Below are 538 nucleotides of genomic sequence, written 5' to 3'. Positions count from 1 at the left end.
GCTTGCTGGGAACGAACGACCTGGTAGCCGAACCTCCACCCGCTCTCCTGGGGATGCTGTCGGACACCCGACCCGGCCGAACCGCCAAGATCGACCTGGACGACGCCGGGGAGATCAGGAGCTTCGCGCTCACCACGGGGGACCTGGCGCTGTCAGGCCGAATGCTGCGAATCGGCGCGCTGATCGACATCGATACCGAGTTGAAGGCGGCGGAGGCGGCCGCTTTGCGCGAGCTCGTCCAAGTGCTGAGCCACGAGATCGTCAACGCGCTAACTCCGATCGCGTCGCTCGCCGCGACGGCGGTGGCGATGCTCGATGATCCCGTGCCACCGCTGCCCGAGTTGCGCGAGGCGATCGAAACGGTCGCACGGCGAGCGGCGAGCCTGCATCGCTTCGGGGAGAGTTACCGCGCGCTGGCACGCCTGCCCACCCCCGCCCTGCGGCGCACCGCGCTTGCCGGTTTTGCAAATGATCTCGCCATGCTCTTCACGTCGCGCTGGCCCGCGATCGAACTGGCGGTGGAAAAGCACGAGGCCCC

1 protein-coding gene is annotated in these 538 nt (G+C 68.0%); it reads left to right on the top strand.

The annotated features are described in order from the left end of the window. The coding region (locus tag AACY49_RS30265) for a hypothetical protein (RefSeq protein WP_339527930.1) at positions 1–538 on the top strand (538 nt) is incomplete at both ends.

This window comes from Pseudomonas sp. EL_65y_Pfl2_R96, assembly GCF_963970905.1.
Lineage (GTDB): Bacteria > Pseudomonadota > Gammaproteobacteria > Pseudomonadales > Pseudomonadaceae > Aquipseudomonas.
The sequence above is the reverse complement of the archived record's forward strand: the minus strand, read 5'-3'. Positions and strand labels throughout refer to the sequence as shown.